A 17,602-nucleotide genomic window follows, 5' to 3' on the forward strand; every position below is an offset into this window, starting at 1 on the left:
TTAAGGGTACCGGCTGCAGCGGCAGCCTGGTCCTGCTTCACAACGCCCGGAGGAGGGCCTCATTACGATTGCATAAGCGATTCCCTACCCCCTGTTGCTGGCGATCGGGCTGGAATAGTCTTCTTGCCATGAGTCCGGAAACCGCTGTTGAAGACATCACTGGCCTGCTTGAGGTGTGGGTTGCGGGCTGGGCCGGGTGTCGCGGTTACCAGACCGCCAAGGAGGGCCGCTTCCCCGCAGCACTCCGTGCTGATACCAGCGGCGAGTGGGAAGTCTTCGCCTCAGAACCTACTGATGACGAGTTCGCCACGCTGGCCGCCCGAACCGCAGAAACCCCCGCGCGGGTGCTGACCATCCTTACCAATGACCCCTCCCGCTATGCGGCAATGGCAGGCCGGCAGGGCCTGAATGTCACCTCGGATTCGCAGGCGATGATGATCGTTGACATGGAAACCCAGGACGCGGAGGACCCGTGGCTTTCCGATGACGACCTAAGCCTTGCCACGTACGAACGGGACGGCGTGTATTACGCCGAAGTCCTTTCGGGGGACGCGGTCGCGGCGGGCGGCCGGGCCTTCGTGGTGGGTGATACCGCCGTCTTTGACAAGATCATCACCCAGCCGGCATTCCAGCGCAGGGGCCTGGGGAGCCTGATCATGCGGGCGTTGGCGGCGCAGGCGTCCGGCCGCGGCATCCGGACCGGACTCCTGCTGGCGTCCGTGGACGGGCAGAAGCTCTATTCGCACCTCGGCTGGAGCACCATTGCCCGGGTCCTGATGCTTTCGGCATCGCATGACGGATCGGATCTGTCGCTGAGCTGAGCCGGGCCGTCCGGCGGAGCCGGGCTGCGGGGTTCCCGTTGGTGACCCGTGGCCTGCCGCGGTGCATCGGATGAAAGAATGGTGGGGTGAACCCCCATGACTCCCTGATTCCTCTGCTGGGCCGCGGCCCGGACCCGGAACAGCTCCGTCATGTCCGCAGGATCCCGGCGCGGGAGGCAATCCACGCGCCGTGGCCGGCCTGGGTGCACCCGGACATTCTCGGGGCGTACGGGTCGCTTGGCATCCGCGAGCCGTACCGGCACCAGGTGGACGCGGCCAATGCAGCATATGCCGGGGAGCACGTTGTGGTGGCCACCGGAACCGCGTCCGGGAAGTCGCTGGCGTACCAGTTGCCGGCGCTGGATGCGATCCACCGTTCCGAGCTGCGCGTGCTGGCGGAGCCGGGAAAGATCCACGACGACGGTGCCGTCACCCTTTACCTTTCCCCCACCAAAGCGCTGGCGGCCGACCAGCTGAACGCCATCCGGGCCCTGAGGCTGCCCACGGTACGGGCGGAAACGTACGACGGCGACACGGATCCGGCCGCCCGGCGGTGGATCCGGGACCACGCGAATTTCATCCTGGCCAACCCGGACATGCTGCATTTCGGCATCCTTCCCAACCATGCCTGGTGGGCCGGGTTCTTCCGCCGGCTGCGCTACGTCATCGTGGACGAGGCACACAGCTACCGTGGCGTCTTCGGATCGCATGTTGCCAACCTGATGCGCCGGCTCCGCCGGATCTGCGCGTACTACGGCGCGGGCACCTCGTTCCCCGAACCGGTCTTCATCGCGGCTTCCGCCACCGCCTCCGAGCCTGATGTCTCCTTCTCACGCCTCATCGGCGCCCCCGTGAAGGCGGTCTCCGAGGACTGCTCGCCCCACGGGGCCACCACCGTGGCGCTCTGGGAACCGGCGCTGACCGAGGTCCGGGGCGAGAACGGGGCCAAGGAGCGGCGGACGGCAGTGGCCGAAACTTCTGACCTGCTCGCCAACCTGGTGTCCGCCCGGATCCGGACGATTGCCTTCATCAAATCCCGCCGCGGCGCCGAGACCATCTCCGCCATCACCAAGCGACTCCTTGACGAGGTGGACCCCAGCCTCCCGCAGCGGGTGGCCGCCTACCGCTCCGGATACCTTCCGGAAGAGCGGCGCGCGGTGGAGAAGGCGCTGCGGTCGGGCCAGCTGCTGGGCGTTTCCAGCACGTCCGCCCTGGAGCTGGGAATCGACATTTCCGGTCTCGATGCGGTCTTGGTGGCCGGCTGGCCCGGGACGCGGGCTTCCCTGTTCCAGCAGATTGGCCGCGCCGGCAGGGCGGGCCAGGATGCCATCGCCGCATTTGTGGCCAGCGATGATCCGCTGGACACCTTCCTGGTGAACCACCCGGAGGCGATTTTCGATGTCTCGGTGGAGGCCACGGTCTTCGACCCGTCCAACCCCTATGTGCTGGGACCACACCTCTGCGCCGCGGCAGCGGAACTCCCCTGGGACCGGCGGAGCTGGACCTTTTTGGCGGAACTGCCGAAAAGCTCCTGGACCGTCTGGTGGCGCAGGGATATTTGCGGCGGCGTCCCGCCGGCTGGTTCTGGACCCACTCGCAAAGCGCCGCGGCCATGGTCAATCTCCGGGCCGACGGCGGCGGTCCGGTCAGCATCGTTGACGCCGAGACCGGCTCGCTGCTGGGGACCATGGACTCGCCCCAGACCCATTACCAGGCCCACACGGGCGCGGTATACGTCCACCAGGGCGACACCTACGTGGTGGAGGACCTGAACGAAGACGACCACTGTGTCATGGTTCGCCGGGCAAACCCCGACTACTACACCACAGCACGGGACGTGACCCAGATCGAGGTCCTGGACACGGTGCGGACCATGCAATGGGGCGATGTAACCGTCCACTTCGGCGATGTGAAGGTCACCACGCAGGTTGTCTCGTTCCAGCGCAAGGCCTTGATTTCCAACGAAGTCCTGGGTGAGGAGCCCCTTGAGCTGGGTGCCCGGGAGCTCTTCACCAAGGCCGTATGGTTCGTGGTGGACAACCGTTCCTTGACGGGGGCCGGCCTCATCGAAGCCCAGTTCCCCGGTGCCCTCCACGCCGCCGAGCACGCCGCGATCGGGCTCCTGCCCCTCGTCGCCTCCAGCGACCGCTGGGACATCGGCGGGGTCTCCACGGCACTGCATGCGGACACCGGGGTGCCCACCATCTTCGTGTATGACGGGCACCCCGGCGGGGCGGGGTTTGCCGAACGGGGCTTCGACAAGGCCATGGTGTGGCTGGCGGCAACCCGGGACGCCATCAAGGCCTGCGAGTGCGAGTCCGGCTGCCCGTCCTGCGTGCAGTCCCCCAAGTGCGGCAACAAGAACAATCCGCTGGACAAGGCCGCCGCGGTGACCCTGCTGGATGTCCTGCTCAAGGATGCCTCCGAGACGTCCCGTGTGGATGTGGAGGCGAGGAGCTGACGCCCGAGGCCGGCGTCATCGCTATGGCGGCGGCCCTGCCCGGGCATGTCCGGTTGCGGCTCCCAGCAGCGGGCGCTCGCCGAGCCGGGTCCGCACCTCAATGGTCTGGCCCGCGCCCTCGGTACAGCTAAGGACCGTGGCGGCGTGCCGCGCGGCGACCTCGGCGGCAACACTGCAGGGCTCGCCCGTGGTGATGCCGCGGAGCGCATCCGCTGCGGCAAGGGCCGCCAGGTCCGCAGCCGCTGCCGCCCTGCTGGCCAGCACGGCGGACTGGGCCAGCAGCAGCATGACGGCCATGGCCGTCATGACCACAAGGGCCAGCCCTGCGGCCAGGACTGTGCCCGAACCGCGTTCGCGGCCGTCATGCCTTCCCGCCCCGCGCCGGCCCTTGGTGGTGTGGCGCCTGGCGGCGGCAGGGTGGGGCCGTCCGGCATCGGCCATCATTTGGCGGCCTGGCCATGCGTGGAGCCCCTGAGGGCACCGGCGCCGATGCCGGCTCCCGTCCCGGCTGTTTCGCTCCGCATTGACGCCCGCGCGGTGAGGGTCCACGGGATGGATGCTCCCAATGGCCCAGGCACGCGGTCCGTGACCGTGATGTTGAACCACTCGCCGTCTGCAGCAACTGACGCAGCCGCCGAACCGCCGGCGAGCGTCCGGACCGTCCGTTCCACTGCCGCGGTGTCATCACCCCGGGCCAGCGCCCTGGCACCGGCCCTGGCTCCCTCCTCGATGCGCAGTTGCGTCATCCCCGCGGCGGCTGCTGCAAGCAGCATGGCCAGCAATGCCAGTACGGCAGGCAGTGCCACGGCGAACTCTGCGGTAACCGCGCCGCGGGCGTTTGCACCGGCGTCCGCCGTCTTCCGGTCATCGTTGCCGCCGGCGCTGCTGCCGACGACGGCCGTGAGGGGTCCATGAATTCGCAGCCCCGCCGGCAGAGGTGTCACGGCAGCGCCAGCGCGGTGCGGATGAGGTTGAGCAGGAAACCACGTACCTCGTCGCTGCGGAGGATGAACACAAGCAGCCCGGCGAACCCGACGGCGGCCAGGGTAGCAATGGCATAGACGGACACTGTTTGAAGTTACCCGCTCGAATACGGGTAAACCCCCGCGATTGCGTCAACAATCCGGGGGCGTGGTTACCAGTGAATAGGACCGGCAACATGAATAAGAATACAGCCCGTGCCGTGCAAGGCGCAGTGCAATTCCTCTTCCACACACTGATTGTGTTGGCTTTCTTCTTTGTCCCCTCCATCGTTGAGGGTCTGATCTTCGGGCTTGCGGCATGAGCGCGCCCGTCTCGTACTACGCCGCAACTCTGGCGTTGATCCGTAGCCGCATGCAGGCTTCCGGCGTCTCACCGGAATATGCCGCCGTAGCCCTCCGCGTTGCTGGGCCGGAACTGGAAGCAAAGCTATCCGGGGCTGTGCTGCTCAAGCCGTCCGAGATAGCCGCGCTGGCCGATGTTTTCGGCTGCCCCATGTCTGAGATTGTCGCCTAAATCCCTCTGCCTGTTCACGTCGGACAAATGTCCGATGTGGCGGCGGTCGGGATCCATTCAAGGGCACTGTTTCCTTGGCTGGTTCCAGGCTTCCGCCTGCGTCGTTCCTGCTGACCTAGACGTAAACCAGCGTCGGCCCGGTGTCTTACACCTCCCTTAGCCGCCCTACCGGGGGCGGAGCGACTGCCACGGCCGTGCAGCCGCTATGAGCGCCAGCCTGCCCCGATACCTTGGGCGGGCTACAGGCGTTGGAATGTCGCTGACGGAGGCGGGGGCGGCGGGTTTCGTGACGGGGTGAGGGACTATGACAAGCCAGCCCGTTAGGTCCGTCTTATTCCTTGAAAGTCAGCACCACGCGTTACTGTCACTGCATCCGCTGGGGATGCGGGTACCAAACAAATAGGGGGAAGGTCTCACCATGACTGCCACAATCACCATGCCCAACACTGTCGGGGAACTCATCGAACAGGCCGCAGCAAGAGGCATGCAGCCGTCAGAGTACCTGGGCGAGCTGGGGCCAGTACCGATGCCGCCGGCCGGTTTCACTCTGGATCCATCCAGCGACGGCGACTATGCCCTCTGGTCCGGGCCAACATTCGAGGGCAAGGGATGGAAGATAACAACCGACTGGACCATAAACGAGGGCGTCACGTTCTACGTTGACGGCGACGGAGACAACGCCATCCAGGGCGCAGAGGCCGGGAAGATCGCCGCGGCACTGGCGGAAGTATCCAAGCTGGCCGCAGCATGAGCCAAGAACTGGAAGACATGTTCAGCCCGGAAGATGAGGCCCACATCCAGCGGGAAGCCATCAAGGGCAAGATCACGGACGATATAGCCGTGTTCCGGCAAATGGTCGATTCCATGAAACAGAATCCCCGAGACGTCGAGCCGGAAGTCTGGGACGCGATGCAAGAGGCGCTTGCCAGCTATCAAGCGTGGATGAAGCAGCAGGGCATCGGCATGCAGCAACCGGACGTGGACATTTAGCACGCGTGTGCTGTTTCACAGTTAGAGCCCCGCCGGGCGATACCTGGCGGGGCTCTTTTTGCGCTTTACCGGTCCGTCTCGACTCTGGAGCTGTCAGGGTCGTCGCCCTCTGAATCGTGCTGCTCGGCTTCAAGTTGAGCGAATAGCAGAAGTTGCCTGCGGATCTGATCGTCAGCGTCTGGCGTGGGGTCAATGAACCGTGCGGCTGCTTCCGTGAGTGCCATAACAAGATGCGCCACGGACTCCGGGTCACTATCGCCTGCTGCTTCCCTGGCTACAACTTCAACTCCCATTTGATCCGAGTTGCGGAAAGAGAGGATCGCACGCAAAGCGCGTGCCTGGTCAATCGGGCGAACGTTAGCCTTTGGGATCGTCATTGCTTATCTCCTGGTTGTTCGGGCGGGTCTCCTACGATTTGTTCAGGCAGGCACTTCGCCCTTGGTTGGCCCGTTGGCCGCCACTGCTGCGTAAGCCCTAGCAAGGGCCTCCAGAGCATCCGGGCGGGCCTCATCGTAGGCCGCTTCGGCGATCGCTTCGAGCAGGGTAGCCTTAGCGGTCCTGTTCAAGTCTTCAATGGTCTTAGTTTCGGTCTGAGTTTCGTTAGTCATGACGGGAGCCTATCTGTCAGTTGTCTCGTGCGTGTGGTTGATTTCGTCCACGTCCGCGGAAAAACAGAACCTCGGGGGGATATTTGTCGCTATGCCGGAGGGGCGACTGGAAAGCAGGGGCGGGGGTGTATAGCCCCCAGCCCCCGGGTCCTAAAGGGCGTCTTTTACTTCGTCCCACGGCTGGTCCGGGGCGGAAGCTGCCCGGACAAGCAAGTTGGGTAAGCCGTCCTCCCCGTTCCGGAGGTTCTTCCTAGCCCACAACCGAGAGGCGGCATCCCAAGCCGTCCAGCGCTGATACTCCGAGTCGCCCGGCCAATCCGCAGGAACAAACGTCAGCACGCTTTCCGGGATACTGCCACCGTCCAACGTGTGCTCCCTAGTTCGGCGCCTCACCGGATACTCGAGACTGCCCGGACGCCTACCCGGCGCTGCGTGCGGCCGATACTCTCTTCCTCATCCAGCGGGATCCGCAGCGAGGCTACGAGCTTGGCGAGGGTGACGCGCTGCTGCCGGGCCTCCACAAGGGCAGGGTGAGCCCTCACGCCCTGCGGCGAGACATTAGTGACGCCTTCCTCCCTGACAATCCGTTCCAGATCGTCCAGAGCATCTACCGTCCTGGCAGCCTCTAAGAGGATGGAAAGCTCATGCTCCCCTAGTTCGTACTCGTCTGCGATAGACCGCCACATCCTCAGGCCGGCCTCTTTCAAGCCTGCCGGGGCTTCGTGTTCCATGTCCAAAATCCTTTACAAAGGGGGCTAGGTCGATTGATCCAGCCCGTCATGAGTGAATCTGGCCCTATGCCGGAGGCGGGCCTTAGGGGTGGGGTGGGGGTACCTCCCCCACCCTCGTTGTCGTTAGCCTCGTGCTGCGTCGATCATTGCTTTGCGGATCGCGGGCTCTGAGTGCGGGTCAGCTTCGTTCTTCCTGCGGGCTGCTGCTGCCGTGTTTGCTGCTTCCCGTTCGGCTGCGCTGAGTGCTGCGCGTTCGATTGCCTGCGCTTCTTCGCTGGTGTTGAGGCTGAGGCTGTAGCCCTCGTGGGTTACCTGGTGGAAGAAGTCCCCGGCTCCGCCCCAGTTGCTCTGTACGTTCCATACGTCCTGGGTGCTGAGTGGTCCGGCGACGTAGAACAGTGCCGGGTTGGTGTGGTCACGTTCGAGGTCGGCCAGGATGGTGCGGGCGTTGCGGATTTGCGCCAGGGTGTTGCGTGCTTCGGTGAGGTCCTGCCATGCGGTGGCTGCTTCTACTCCTGCGGCGAGGACGGTAGCGGCGTTGGCTTCGGGGTGGAAGTGCCGGCCTGCTGTGGTGATGGTTGCTGCTGCTGCGTTGAAGGGTTCCCGGAGCTGTTCGATGATGTTGTCTGCGTTGTCGCGGATGCCTGCGTTGAATGCGAGGGTGAGCGCGGATTCTGTGGCCTGCGCTGCCTGCGGGAGGCGTTCGGCGATGAGCATGGCCTGTGCTGCTTCCCGGAGTTTCTTGACGACGTTTGCGGGGGTTACGGTGCCGTCCGTGATGCCCTGGTTGAGGTCGGCGGCTGCGGTGGTGGTGGTCGCTTCGGTGATGGCGTCGGCCAGTTCGAGTGCCTGGGTGCAGGCGGCGGGGAGTTCAACGCCGAGGTTGGTGAAGGTACGGGCGGTGGAGCGGATGCTGTAGAACATTGGGTTAGTTCCCTTCGTTGATGATGCCGAGTGCTGCGGTGAGTGTGGTGAGTAGGCGGTCTGAGTTGAGGGCCGGTGGTTCGCCGGCGGTGGTGCCTGTGGTGGTGTCGTCTTCGGTTTCGAGTCCGACTGCCCGGCGTAGTGCTGCTTCGAGGTCGTCGCTCATGGGTGCTCCTTGGTTCTTCACTGGTCGGCGTTGCAGTCGTGGGCCAGCATGCGGGCTTCCGCTGATTTGGCGCGGCGTTCCCAGTACTCGACGCGTTCCTGGAGGTGACGGGCTCGTTCCCAGAGTGCGGCCGCTGCTGCTGGGGCGTCCCAGCTTTCGAGGGTCCTGTCTGAGTAGATGCCGTGGCCCGGGCGTGGCATGTCAGCTCTCCTGTTCGGCTGCGGCTGCGGCGGGCGTGATGGGCTCGTTGAAGGGGATCCCGCGAGGGATCGGGTTTGGGGCTCCCGGGCTCTCGGGGGAGGTGCCTGGAAGGTCAGCGGGGCGTCCGTGGCTGGCTCAGGTGTAAAAGTCTTTACAGGTGCCGTGGTGGTGGGTTCGGGGGTCTGTGCGGTCATGGTGGCTCCTACTTCAGAAAGATGGCGGTCGCGGCGATAGAACACTGATTGGCTGTGGCGGCTGCCCATGTTGCGGTGCCGGCGCGGGTGGCAACGCTTACGGTGATGGTTTGCCCGCTGGTAAGTCCCGTGAGCGTCGGGTTGAACGGGGACGTGAGTCCTACGCCCAGGCCGGGGGCTGCTGATGAGTAGAGTTCCCCGCCGTTGACTCCTGCCACAATCGCGGAGCAGTAGAGGTAATCTGCGGTGCTGCCGGAGTTGGTGCCCGCAGCGGTGGCGTTGGCAATGACGATGGCCGTAGTAAAGCCTCCTGCCGGGACGGTCAGCGTCACAGATGCCCGGACGGTCGCCGTCGTATCGATGGCGTAGTTTGTGATGCCGTTGCTTGCCGTGTCCGTCTGGACCGGGTTAGCGAGGGCGGCGTCAGGAACACTGCCGGCGGGAAGGTCTAGGCTTCCCGTGATGGTCAGGGGCCCGTTGACTGTCTGATAACCCTCCACAACCATGCCGCCCATCTGCGGCCTGATGCCCATAGGGCCGAATGGATTGGCCGCGGCGAGTTCCCTGAGGGAGCGTTTGAGGTCGGCTATTTCCCTGACGATGTAGTCTTCGCCGCGGGTTCCGAATGCTCCTGGCTGTGCCATGTCTACTTCTCCTGATTCGTGGGGGTGCTGGCGGGCTGGTATGCGGCCTTTAGGACGGCTAGCTGGGCTTCAGCGAGTAAGGCGCGATTCATCCATCGGTGTTCGTCCTCGCGGGCTGTCAGGGCCGGGACATCCGGGAGCGGTTCCTCCGGTGTGCCGTCTGCGGCTGTGAGTTCGTGGCGGGTGGTCATGATGCCTCCTGAAGGTTTGAGCAGGTGAAGCAGACGTTCGGCTTTGGGGTGGGGTGCAGCTTGCATCCGTCGGTTTCGGCGGTTGCGGCGGTTCCGTCGGTTTGATTTGGGAGACTGTGACCGTCGGTTGTGGCGGTTTCGTCAGTCCCGTCGGTTTCTTTTGGAGGGGTCATGCCCATCCGACGCCACACGTTTTCGAGGTTGGCCCGGAAGTAACCGCGCTTGGAATCTCCCTGCCTGGTGGAGTGGAGTTTGAAAGCGGTAACTAGCATCCGGCCGAGTCGCTGGGCGTTTAGTTCCTTGCCGTAGCTGCTCAACTGTCCCCACATTGCCGGGTTGTGCTGGATCAGCCGGTGAATGAGGACTGCTGACGGGGTGAAGGCGTCGGCGGGGTCCCATACGTCCCGAATGTCCTTCAGGAGGATCACCGCGGGCGGCAGGTGGGTTATTCCGTCTTCCTTGTCCATTTCTGCCTCCGCTATGTCCCTCTTGATGAGTTCATCCGCGATAGCGGCCCATTGCTCGCCTGCGGCTGTTGCTACGCGCTTGATGGGGTTCCAACGCTCTTTGATTCGTCCGATGCAGCCGGCGGGGAGTTCCGGGCGTGCTGTCCGCACAAACTCCCGTACCTCTTCCGCGCCTTCGGTCAGGCGCCGGCCGAGTTCCCGGGCCTCTTCCTCTATCTCTTCCCAGTCGGAGGATTCGACGCGGCCTTCGAGGTCTGGCATTAGAAGCACGCGGATGCAGCGTGAGCGGGTGTCGTCTGGGAGGTTTGGGGCGTTGCCTGCCATTGCTACCGGGCTGAAGGTGGACATCTCGCTTACGTCCCATTCCCCGCCTTTACTGGGGACTAGGACGGGGCGTGTAGCTCCCCGCTTATATCCGGAGTTGAGGACGGCGATAAGGTCTTCTACTCCGGGTTTCTTGGGATCCAGTGACCTGTCCACTTCATCAATGAGGATGGTTCGCATTGATTTGTTGAGCATCCGGGTTAGGAGTGCCGGGGATGAGAGCGATGCGGCCTGTACCGGCTCCAGGCAGAGCCTGGAAAGGTGTTCGAGGACGGTTGTCTTGCCTGAGCCCGGCATGGATGAATCCAGGACAAGGCGGGGTGTTGTGTACGTCTCGAAAGCAAGGTGAGTGTGAGCGGCCCAGAGGGTGAGCAGGTCTAGATCCAGGTCGTCCATGACGCACACAAACCGGGAGAGCCAGGCTCTTACGTCGGTTAGTACCCTCTCAAATGAACCGACGGGACCGCCGGAACCGGCTGAACCGACGGTTTGGGGGTCTGGAAACAAACCGACGGGAGCGACGTATCCGACAGAACCGACGTTGAAGCCTGCCGCGGCGAGGTCTTCATCTGTGAGGGGTGCAAATTTATCGTTCATAGCGGCGGTCTCCTGCCCTGGGGACGTAGGCGGTTCCGGTGCAGGTGCGGGAAGCGTGTACCCCTATCCATTCGCTGGCCCTGCGGGCGATGGTGCGCACGTCCGGGGCGTCGGCAATGAATTCGCTGAGGTCTTCGTCTGTCACAGTGACTCACCGCCGGAAACTGGCATGAGCTGGCACAGAATGACGTGCGCGGGGTGCCCTGCCATGATGGCCCTGTCTGCGGCACGCTGGGCGCTGGGAAGGTTGAAGTACACGCGCCGGCGGTGTCGGTCCTGGGTGGTTTCCACCACTACGACATGCACGCCTGTTACCAGCGCGGTTGCCGTTGTCCTGTCGGTTGCCGCTGATAGACTTGGAGTGTTCCCGCCCGAGAACGTTTCTGCCCCTTGGTTGCCCGCCAGGGGTTTTCTCGTTTTTGTGTCATGCAGCACCACCACGCAGGAGGACAGCCACGCGTTCGATGCGTTCGGGCTTCGGTGCAGGCCACGCGGCCACCATTTTGCGGATGTGTTCGGCGGTTTCCGGCTTCACTCGCTGTCACCGCCGTGGGCAAACAGGCGGTCAAGTTCGGTCATGTCGATTCTGACGACGCGTCCGACTCGGTATTCGGTGAGCTTCCCCGCTTCGATGAGGCGGCGGATAGTGCGGGTGCTGGTCTTGTACTTCTCAGCGCCGGCTTGGATTAGATCAAAATTCGGCTGTAACGCTTGTGGTGCGTCCAATGAGTCCACTCCCTGAAAACAAGAAGAGCCGAGACACATACACCTATCTGAGGTGCTGTGTACTCGGCTCCCGTGTCGGGGTTCTCAAACGCTAGGCGCTTGAACTGGTCTCACCGTTCGCCTTATCTTCCTGAGCCCCATGCGGGTCCGTCTAGGACGGTCAGGCACATCCAGCTAGTTAAGCTATTCAACTTCTATGGACACCGTATCAGTAAATTACACGCTTGTCATTCTCTGTCCTCGTATGTCGTTCCTGCCCTCTGGTTTTTAGTCGTCTCGGGGGGATATTTGGAGGCTGGAAGGGTCAAATGCGCCCCGGTGTGGGCCTGTGGGTTTGAGCTGAATATTGAGCAGGGACCGCACTACTTCCCGTTGCACGTCGGTATCCGCGGCTAGGAAACTGGCGCCTGGATCGTCAGTGAGGATCACGCCCGCTACGGCGCGATTGCTGCCCTTGGCTACGGCCATTGATTCCAGGCGGCCTATCTTGCCTTCAATTTCGCGGCTGCCCTCGACTAACTGACTTTCGCTGATTGAGCCCTGAGCAAAGAGGCGGGCAAGGGCGTGTTTTCGGTTCAGTAGCTCGCTGATGCTCTGGCCCTGGACTGGCTGGGCTGTGGCATCCAACTTCTCCATGCGGGCGATGAGAGCTTGCCGCACGTCGTCGCGGCGGATGTATTCGGCGGTCACTTCGCGCACATAGTCGTCAAGGGGCGTCATTGCGCGGTTAGCGTGCCCCGGAACGTACTTGCCGCCCTCCTGGTGGATCTTGCAGCGGTAAGAGCGCCTGTGGCCTTCGGCTCCAAACCCTGTCACATACCGGCTGCAAAAGCACTTGGCGATCCCGCTTAGCAGGTACTTGAACTTGGCCTCTGACTGCTGGGGGCGCTCGGGGCTCGTCAGGATCGCTTCGCACTGGCGGAACATCTCTAGAGGCACGATGGCGGGCCAGGAATCCGCCACTACTTCGCCATGAAAGGTCATGAGTCCGGCGTTGCGCGGCCGTAGGAGGACGCGGCGCACTTGGGTGGTGTTCATGGGCGTTCCAGACAAGCTAGCGGCTCCAGCGTCCGCCCATGCCCTCGTTACCCCGACTAGCGATTTGCCCGCGATGATGGCGGCCGTTCCCTCCAGGATGTGCTGGGCGGCAACAGGCTCTACTTCAATGCCAGATTTAGTCTTATGCCATCCCCATGGCACGCGCCCACCTAAGAATTTCCCTTGTGCTGCGGCTTGGGCTTTCTGCGCGGCGATGCGCTCGCCCTTGTGGTCTGACTCGTGCTGTGACCATGCCGCCACAGTCTTAGCTACAGCCAAGCCGGTAGCGCTCGAAAGATCCAGGAGCCCGGCTGTTACCTGGTGTGTGACGACTCCGCGGGGCCGGCAAATATCGATGTACCGTTCGAGCTCTCTGGTCCGGCGCATGAGCCTGTCTGAGTGGTAGCAGAGTACAGCGGAGACGCGCCCTTCCTGAATGTCGGCAAGCATTCGTTCATATGCGGGCCGGCGGCGGCCTGAGTAGGCGCTAATGTCGTTGTCCGTGTAGACCTCTGTCACTTCAAGCCCAAGCGACTTGGCGAGCTCCCGGCATAGCTGCTCCTGCCGCTCTACGCCTAAGCCCTGCCCCTGCTGGTCGCGGCTAATACGGCAGTAGATGGCCGCTCGGGTGCCCTTAGATTTGCTCACCATCAAATTCTAGCGGGCGAGTAACTTGACACAATGGTTGTGTATTCCGCGGTGGCCATGCCGGCCTGGGAACCCAGCAGCCCCGTGGGGCGCCATGTCTTGGGCCGGAGACTTCCCGAACCAGGGTGGAGTTCGACGATCCTGCCTGCCTCCGGGAGGGAAGTCTTTGGGCCCAAGGCAGGGGCGGAAGCGGATGGGATGCTGCTGGTGCTGCGCGGGGCGCCGTCCTTTTTCGTGGGCTTCTGGCCGGACGCGGCGAACGCGGAGGTTCCTGCCGTGTAGTGACGGCGGTGGTGGATGGACATGTGGTTTTCCTTTCCATTGGTTTCCGGTGGTTTCCCGGCTGTCTTGACTCTTCCCCGCCCAACGGGAGCAGGTAAGGGAGGGGATGCGCTAAGTGGAAAAGGTGGGCCGTCCCGGTGTTGTGGAGGAAGGGATCGGCCTTCGCGGTGGCCACGGCAGCGGCAGGTTACCCGGTGGGAACCAGGGCAAGCAGCACGGGGACGACGCCAAGGCAGATAAAGGCAGGGAGTGAACACAGGCCCAGCGGAACCACCAGCTTCACGCCAAGCGAAGCGGCCCGCTTTTCCGCGGCCCGGAACCGTTCCCGGCGAAGCCTTGCTGCCTGGGCGTAGAGGATTGCAGACGATGGCGCCCCCGTGAGCGCGGCGAAGCCCAGCGCATCCCGGAGCTCCAGGATTTCGGGGAGCCGGACGGCGGAGCTGCGCCACGCTGTTTCCCAGTCGGCCCCGATGGCCAGCGCCGAGACCACCGGCCGCAGTGAGTCCCTGTACTGCGGCGCGGCCGAGGCAGCCACCAGTTCGAGCGATCGCCCGATGCCGGCTCCGGCATCCAGCATCGCCGCCACGAGTTCGAGCATCATGGCAGTGTCCTTCAGGCCTTCGCCGCGGCTCCCTGCGGGCCACTCGGCTTCGGCCACCTGCTGCGCCCCCGGGCCGGCATGAAACAGATGGCGGAGCCGGTGATGCGACCGGTTAGAGCCGGAGCAGGCAAGCCAGGCACTTGCGGCGAGCAGCAGGAACAGTGCAAAGCCTGCAGCCAAACCCGGTGTCATGGCACTCCTGTCCCTGCGGCCGCCGCAACAAGCCTGGCGGACCACGCCCTTCCTGCTGCCGTGAGCACCGCGCCACTGAACAATGCGGCCAGTCCCAGGGGTGTTCCCAGCAGGGTGGCCAATGGATCCACGCCCAGGGCAGCACCCAGTCCAAGACCCATCAATGGAAGCCAGGTCAAAAGACGGACCGTGGCTTTGGGGCCGGCGAGGGCGGTCTGCCTGGCTGCATCCGCATCATCCTCCGCTTCCAGCTGGGCCACGAACCGGGTCAGCACGTCGGCGAGCGGACATCCACTGGCTTCGGCGATGTCAAAGCAGGCAGCAAGCTCAGACCAGGTCCTGGCCTCCCGGTCCCTGTGAGGCAACGCCGTGGAAACCGCACGCCGGATGGCCTCCGAGACAGGGGCTCCGGTTGCCGCGGCCGCGCGTGCGGAAGCCAGGACGGCAGTTGAACCCTCTGACAGCGCTGGGGATGGGAGCGCGGCGTGGTCATGCCGTTGCCCGTCCTGCGGCGTGCCGTACACGGACCACAGCTCGTCCCACAGCCGCCCGGGTGACCGGCCGCCCCTGAGCAGCGCCGCCAGCTGCTGCACCACCAGGGTCAGTCCAGGGCCCCGCACTTTCGCCGGGCCCCGTCCGCCTGCGCTGCCCCAGCGCAGTATCCGGCCCTGCCAGGATCCCGGTGGCTTCTGGCTGCTGCCGCCTGCTGCACGCAACCTGGACGCAGCATCAAGGGGCGGCTTGAGGAGCAGCACCACAGCGGCGCCCAGGACTCCGATGAGGAGGATCGTCACAGGGCGACCCCGGAGTCCATTCCCAAACGGGCAGCCAGCGCCGGCCATGCGGGACCTGCCACCCCCGATTCTTCAACCGCCGGCACCACCGTCAGCCCCTCCGGGCCGTCGCCGATCAGTCCGATGCAAAGGACTTCCCTCCCCCGGGACGTCCTGCCCACGTGGATCACAGCGTCAAGGGCGCTGGCAGCCTGGAGCCGAACAGCCTCGGGTCCCAGCCCGGCGAGCGCGCCCAGGGCGTTGAGCCTTGCGGGGACTGCTGCTGCCGTGTTGGCGTGGATGGTTCCTCCACCGCCGCTGTGCCCGGTGTTCATCGCGGTAAGGAGCTCGCGGACTTCCGCGCCCCGGCACTCGCCCACCACCAACCTGTCCGGACGCATGCGAAGTGCCTGCCTGACGAGTTCCCCCAGGTCCACTGTCCCGCCGCCTTCGAGGTTTCCGTGCCGTGATTCCAACGCGACCACGTGCGGGTGGACAGGATTCAGTTCGGACGCATCCTCGATCAGGACCAGCCGCTCCTCCGCCGCACACAATCCCAGGAGCGTAGACAGCAGCGTGGTCTTCCCGGAACCCGTGGCACCGCTGATCAGGAAGCTCAGCCTCCTGTCCACGACCTTCTCAAGCACCGCCTGCACTCCCGGGCCGAACATGCCCCCGGCGCGCAGCTCCTCCATGCTGAAGACCTTCTCCCTGCGGATCCGGACGCTCAGCAGCGTCCCGGACGTGGAAACCGGCGGCAACACGGCATGGACACGGTAGCCGCCGGCGAGCCTGACATCGACACAGGGCGAGCCGTCATCGAGGCGGCGCCCGCCTGCAGCGACGAGCCTGCAGGCCAGCGCCCGCAGCTGTGCCTCGCCGTCGAACAGGACGGGGACCCGCTCGATGCCGCGGCCCCGGTCCACCCAGACGGAGTGGGGAGCGTTGACGAAGATGTCGGTGACGGCGGGATCCCGGGTGAGCTCCTGCAGCGGCCCCAGCCCGTTGAGTTCGGCACTGATCCGCTCTACGGCGGCAAGGGATCCTGCGGTGCCCAACAGCTTGCCGGTGGCCTGGACTGCCGCGGCAACCCGAGACGGCGTCACGGCACCGGCCTCTGCCATCATCGATTCGCGGACGGATTCCAGCAGCCCTGAATCGATGGTCCTGCCGCTGCCGGCGCTTCCCCTGCTGCGCCTCAGGCGGCCTGCCTGGTTTGCTTCCAGGATGCGGACGCTGCGCCGTGAGCCCAGGCCTCCCGCCCCCGCTGCGCTGCCCGCTTTCCCGGCCGGAGCCGACGGATTACCCGGCGCCGGGCTCATGCCAACTCTCCAGCCGGCAGGTCATCGCCAAGCCAATCGATCACAGATGCAGCGAAGCGCCGGATGTTCCGGCGCTTCCCCAGGTCCAGCAGCCGGCCGGATTCCATGGCTCCGCCGACGCCGCGGAGTTCTGGTATCCGGCCCTGGACCGGCAGTCCCACGGCGTCAGCGATCAGCGAACTGTCCAGCGCGGAGCCCGGCCGGCCCCGCACCAGCAGGGCCGCCTCCACCGGCGGAAGCTCCTGCATCAGGCGTACGGCCGCCACTGCTGCCTTCAGTTGTGCGGGTACCACCATCATGATCCGGTCGCAGTCCCAGGCCACCGTATGGAGCGGCTCTGCCCCCTTCCCACATCGAGCAGGACCAGTTCATAGCCACGGCGCGCAGCATCAAGCACACCTGCTGCGGCTGCGGCGGCGACGGGAAGGGGTTGCTCCCGTGTGGCAGGCCAGGACAGGAAGGAAAAGCCTCCCGCAACGGGTAGGGAATCCGAGAGCTGCAGGGGGTCGATGCTTCCCCTGGCCTCGGCGAGGTCCGGCCATCGGAGCCCGGGGGTTTCCTCTGCTGCGAGCGCCAGCTCCAGGCCGCCACCCCACGGGTCGCCGTCAACCAGCAGGACCCGTACCCCCAGCCCTGCTGCCGCCTGCGCTATCCAGATGGCGGCGGTGGTGGCTCCTGCACCGCCGCAACCGCCCGTGATGCCAAGGACCACTCCGCCCGGGCCCGGCGACCGCGACCTGCTCAGATGGTCTGCCAGCCAGGCGGCGGCATCCGGCAGTACGGCAACACGCTCTGCCCCGAGGGCCGCCGCCAGGTGCCAGAGGCTGTCGCCCTCGCCGTCGAGGCCCACCATGACCGCAGGCGTGCTGCGCCGGGGCTGCAGTTCACGCACGTCACTGCCCACCAGGACGGCAGCTGCCGCCTCCCAGTAGCGGCCTGCCTCCACTGCGTCCGGGACAACGTGCAGGTGCGCGCCGGCGGCTGCCACAATACGCTCCACTTCGGCACGGAGGACGCCGGAGGAGGTCACCAGCAGAACCTCTCCCGCACCATCCGGCCGAATCCCGGCGGGCATTGAACCCCTTAGCCCTGAACCCCTGAGCCCTGAAGCGCCAGGCTTTGAATGCTCCGGCAGCCAGGCGGCTTCGGACGCTTCCCCGCTGTCCGCAACAGGACCCCCGCGGGATGGTGGCGCCGTGTTCGT

Annotated in this window: 26 protein-coding genes and 2 pseudogenes; 6 read left to right on the top strand and 22 right to left on the bottom strand. The window is 65.0% G+C overall.

All coding sequences use genetic code 11. The features are described from left to right. Nucleotides 1–128: 128 nt before the first annotated feature. Nucleotides 129–821, top strand: a complete 693-nt coding sequence (locus tag OUO20_RS13625; RefSeq protein WP_268001943.1) for a GNAT family N-acetyltransferase — start codon at nucleotides 129–131, stop codon at nucleotides 819–821. A gap of 86 nt (nucleotides 822–907) precedes the next feature. Then, nucleotides 908–3,282, top strand: a pseudogene (locus OUO20_RS13630) (DEAD/DEAH box helicase). A 21-nt stretch (nucleotides 3,283–3,303) separates the two neighbouring features. Here OUO20_RS13630 and OUO20_RS13635 read toward each other — a convergent pair. The 3 genes and pseudogenes from OUO20_RS13635 to OUO20_RS13645 form a co-directional block, all read right to left on the bottom strand. After that, on the bottom strand, nucleotides 3,304–3,726 hold the full coding sequence (locus OUO20_RS13635) for an Rv3654c family TadE-like protein (RefSeq protein ID WP_268001944.1): 423 nt from the start codon (nucleotides 3,724–3,726) through the stop codon (nucleotides 3,304–3,306). Further along, entirely contained in the window at nucleotides 3,723–4,226 is a 504-nt protein-coding gene (locus tag OUO20_RS13640; protein WP_268001945.1) for a TadE family type IV pilus minor pilin, read from the bottom strand. Before OUO20_RS13640 ends, OUO20_RS13635 begins: the two co-directional genes overlap by 4 nt. Then, a pseudogene (locus OUO20_RS13645) lies at nucleotides 4,223–4,342 on the bottom strand (DUF4244 domain-containing protein); the annotation flags it as partial. The pseudogene OUO20_RS13645 and the gene OUO20_RS13640, both read right to left, overlap by 4 nt. A gap of 99 nt (nucleotides 4,343–4,441) precedes the next feature. Between OUO20_RS13645 and OUO20_RS13650 the strand changes: the two are divergent. The 4 genes from OUO20_RS13650 to OUO20_RS13665 all read left to right on the top strand — a co-directional run bounded on the left by OUO20_RS13650 (nucleotide 4,442) and on the right by OUO20_RS13665 (nucleotide 5,769). Beyond that, nucleotides 4,442–4,567 carry a hypothetical protein gene (locus tag OUO20_RS13650; RefSeq protein WP_268001946.1) on the top strand — a complete coding sequence of 42 codons (126 nt, stop codon included), beginning with the start codon at nucleotides 4,442–4,444 and terminating at the stop codon, nucleotides 4,565–4,567. After that, nucleotides 4,564–4,779 carry a helix-turn-helix domain-containing protein gene (locus OUO20_RS13655; protein ID WP_268001947.1) on the top strand — a complete coding sequence of 72 codons (216 nt, stop codon included), beginning with the start codon at nucleotides 4,564–4,566 and terminating at the stop codon, nucleotides 4,777–4,779. The genes OUO20_RS13650 and OUO20_RS13655 overlap by 4 nt, the downstream gene beginning before the upstream one ends. Nucleotides 4,780–5,197: 418 nt before the next feature. Continuing rightward, nucleotides 5,198–5,530, top strand: coding sequence for a hypothetical protein (locus tag OUO20_RS13660; protein ID WP_268001948.1), 333 nt, complete (start codon nucleotides 5,198–5,200; stop codon nucleotides 5,528–5,530). Then, complete coding sequence (locus OUO20_RS13665) at nucleotides 5,527–5,769, top strand: hypothetical protein (protein ID WP_268001949.1); 243 nt, start codon at nucleotides 5,527–5,529, stop codon at nucleotides 5,767–5,769. Before OUO20_RS13660 ends, OUO20_RS13665 begins: the two co-directional genes overlap by 4 nt. A gap of 65 nt (nucleotides 5,770–5,834) precedes the next feature. Here OUO20_RS13665 and OUO20_RS13670 read toward each other — a convergent pair whose 3' ends face one another. From OUO20_RS13670 to ssd, 19 genes are all read right to left on the bottom strand, one after another. Further along, nucleotides 5,835–6,146, bottom strand: coding sequence for a hypothetical protein (locus OUO20_RS13670; RefSeq protein ID WP_268001950.1), 312 nt, complete (start codon nucleotides 6,144–6,146; stop codon nucleotides 5,835–5,837). Between the two features lie 42 nt (nucleotides 6,147–6,188). Further along, nucleotides 6,189–6,377 carry a hypothetical protein gene (locus OUO20_RS13675; protein ID WP_268001951.1) on the bottom strand — a complete coding sequence of 63 codons (189 nt, stop codon included), beginning with the start codon at nucleotides 6,375–6,377 and terminating at the stop codon, nucleotides 6,189–6,191. A 389-nt stretch (nucleotides 6,378–6,766) separates the two neighbouring features. Beyond that, complete coding sequence (locus tag OUO20_RS13680; protein ID WP_268001952.1) at nucleotides 6,767–7,108, bottom strand: terminase; 342 nt, start codon at nucleotides 7,106–7,108, stop codon at nucleotides 6,767–6,769. 123 nt (nucleotides 7,109–7,231) lie between these two features. Next, nucleotides 7,232–8,032 (bottom strand): hypothetical protein, encoded by an 801-nt coding sequence (locus tag OUO20_RS13685; RefSeq protein ID WP_268001953.1) that lies wholly within the window; start codon nucleotides 8,030–8,032, stop codon nucleotides 7,232–7,234. Nucleotides 8,033–8,036: 4 nt separating this feature from the next. Beyond that, nucleotides 8,037–8,198 (bottom strand): hypothetical protein, encoded by a 162-nt coding sequence (locus tag OUO20_RS13690; RefSeq protein WP_268001954.1) that lies wholly within the window; start codon nucleotides 8,196–8,198, stop codon nucleotides 8,037–8,039. 17 nt (nucleotides 8,199–8,215) lie between these two features. Continuing rightward, nucleotides 8,216–8,398, bottom strand: a complete 183-nt coding sequence (locus OUO20_RS13695) for a hypothetical protein (RefSeq protein ID WP_268001955.1) — start codon at nucleotides 8,396–8,398, stop codon at nucleotides 8,216–8,218. Nucleotides 8,399–8,601: 203 nt separating this feature from the next. Beyond that, nucleotides 8,602–9,237: a hypothetical protein gene (locus OUO20_RS13700; protein WP_268001956.1), complete on the bottom strand. Its 636-nt coding sequence runs from the start codon at nucleotides 9,235–9,237 to the stop codon at nucleotides 8,602–8,604. Between the two features lie 2 nt (nucleotides 9,238–9,239). Further along, nucleotides 9,240–9,428: a hypothetical protein gene (locus OUO20_RS13705; protein WP_268001957.1), complete on the bottom strand. Its 189-nt coding sequence runs from the start codon at nucleotides 9,426–9,428 to the stop codon at nucleotides 9,240–9,242. Then, a complete protein-coding gene (locus OUO20_RS13710; protein ID WP_268001958.1) occupies nucleotides 9,425–10,816 on the bottom strand; it encodes a DUF3631 domain-containing protein in 1,392 nt (463 codons plus the stop codon). Before OUO20_RS13710 ends, OUO20_RS13705 begins: the two co-directional genes overlap by 4 nt. Then, complete coding sequence (locus tag OUO20_RS13715) at nucleotides 10,806–10,961, bottom strand: hypothetical protein (RefSeq protein WP_268001959.1); 156 nt, start codon at nucleotides 10,959–10,961, stop codon at nucleotides 10,806–10,808. The genes OUO20_RS13710 and OUO20_RS13715 overlap by 11 nt, the downstream gene beginning before the upstream one ends. Then, complete coding sequence (locus tag OUO20_RS13720; protein ID WP_268001960.1) at nucleotides 10,958–11,122, bottom strand: hypothetical protein; 165 nt, start codon at nucleotides 11,120–11,122, stop codon at nucleotides 10,958–10,960. The genes OUO20_RS13715 and OUO20_RS13720 overlap by 4 nt, the downstream gene beginning before the upstream one ends. A 225-nt stretch (nucleotides 11,123–11,347) precedes the next feature. Beyond that, nucleotides 11,348–11,542 (bottom strand): helix-turn-helix domain-containing protein, encoded by a 195-nt coding sequence (locus OUO20_RS13725; RefSeq protein WP_268001961.1) that lies wholly within the window; start codon nucleotides 11,540–11,542, stop codon nucleotides 11,348–11,350. A 267-nt stretch (nucleotides 11,543–11,809) separates the two neighbouring features. Then, on the bottom strand, nucleotides 11,810–13,231 hold the full coding sequence (locus OUO20_RS21540) for a recombinase family protein (protein WP_326498037.1): 1,422 nt from the start codon (nucleotides 13,229–13,231) through the stop codon (nucleotides 11,810–11,812). Beyond that, nucleotides 13,231–13,533 carry a hypothetical protein gene (locus OUO20_RS13735; RefSeq protein ID WP_268001963.1) on the bottom strand — a complete coding sequence of 101 codons (303 nt, stop codon included), beginning with the start codon at nucleotides 13,531–13,533 and terminating at the stop codon, nucleotides 13,231–13,233. Before OUO20_RS13735 ends, OUO20_RS21540 begins: the two co-directional genes overlap by 1 nt. A 164-nt stretch (nucleotides 13,534–13,697) precedes the next feature. Continuing rightward, nucleotides 13,698–14,303: a type II secretion system F family protein gene (locus OUO20_RS13740; protein WP_268001964.1), complete on the bottom strand. Its 606-nt coding sequence runs from the start codon at nucleotides 14,301–14,303 to the stop codon at nucleotides 13,698–13,700. Further along, nucleotides 14,300–15,097: a type II secretion system F family protein gene (locus OUO20_RS13745; RefSeq protein ID WP_268001965.1), complete on the bottom strand. Its 798-nt coding sequence runs from the start codon at nucleotides 15,095–15,097 to the stop codon at nucleotides 14,300–14,302. Before OUO20_RS13745 ends, OUO20_RS13740 begins: the two co-directional genes overlap by 4 nt. Beyond that, nucleotides 15,094–16,398, bottom strand: a complete 1,305-nt coding sequence (locus OUO20_RS13750) for a TadA family conjugal transfer-associated ATPase (RefSeq protein ID WP_268001966.1) — start codon at nucleotides 16,396–16,398, stop codon at nucleotides 15,094–15,096. The genes OUO20_RS13745 and OUO20_RS13750 overlap by 4 nt, the downstream gene beginning before the upstream one ends. Beyond that, nucleotides 16,395–16,697 (bottom strand): hypothetical protein, encoded by a 303-nt coding sequence (locus OUO20_RS21545; protein WP_326498038.1) that lies wholly within the window; start codon nucleotides 16,695–16,697, stop codon nucleotides 16,395–16,397. The genes OUO20_RS13750 and OUO20_RS21545 overlap by 4 nt, the downstream gene beginning before the upstream one ends. Further along, the gene (ssd, locus tag OUO20_RS13755; RefSeq protein ID WP_326498039.1) at nucleotides 16,694–17,473 is read right to left on the bottom strand and encodes a septum site-determining protein Ssd; all 780 of its coding nucleotides are present in this window, start codon (nucleotides 17,471–17,473) and stop codon (nucleotides 16,694–16,696) included. The genes OUO20_RS21545 and ssd overlap by 4 nt, the downstream gene beginning before the upstream one ends. Between the last annotated feature and the right edge of the window lie 129 nt (nucleotides 17,474–17,602).

This window comes from Arthrobacter sp. FX8 (assembly GCF_026723805.1).
Classification (GTDB): Bacteria; Actinomycetota; Actinomycetes; order Actinomycetales; family Micrococcaceae; genus Arthrobacter.